Genomic DNA, 545 nt, shown 5'->3' with positions numbered 1-545 from the left:
AAATGGGAGCGCAGCGACCGTGCGAAAAGTGCACAAAGTAAGCTGTCGGTCTGCCGCACCTTGTTAGGTGCTTACTCAACGTACCTGTACTCCAACCACGTTGGTCGCTCCCAACTCTTGATACTTTCCCTAACTGCGCTAAAAGCAATCGATTTTTCAATACACTCGTCATGTGGTGCAGGCTTTTCTTCACCGTGTGAAATCGCAGCTCTTACATCTTGAGAAAATTGAACTGAGCTATTCTTTGAAAGGACTCTATATTCACTCCAGTTTTCATCATGGAAATAGAGACATGCTCCATTGTCGCACCATTCTAGACTGAGTAGTGGTTCAACACGCTGAGATTGGAGGCCGAGAAATGTTTTCCACCACGGGTTTGCCTTGCCGCCTTTACCTAGCCAAAGCTCACCTTTATCCATGATTTCCACTTGATCGAGCCAAGCTGGCAATTCCTCTAAAGAGATTGCTTCTTCATTCTCATTGAGCTCAACGTGGAATTTCATGTCGATGATTACTCCTGCACCTAACGCCCGCAACAGGGGCGA

At 46.8% G+C, this 545-nt stretch carries 1 protein-coding gene; it reads right to left on the bottom strand.

Annotation, left to right across the window (positions count from 1 at the left end; all coding sequences use genetic code 11):
- Positions 1-71 precede the first annotated feature (71 nt).
- On the bottom strand, positions 72-545 hold a 474-nt coding region (locus B4U49_RS00280), incomplete at its 5' end, for a hypothetical protein (protein ID WP_204902948.1).

Source organism: Microbulbifer mangrovi, from assembly GCF_002009015.1.
Classification (GTDB): Bacteria; Pseudomonadota; Gammaproteobacteria; order Pseudomonadales; family Cellvibrionaceae; genus Microbulbifer; species Microbulbifer mangrovi.
The sequence above is the reverse complement of the archived record's forward strand: the minus strand, read 5'-3'. Positions and strand labels throughout refer to the sequence as shown.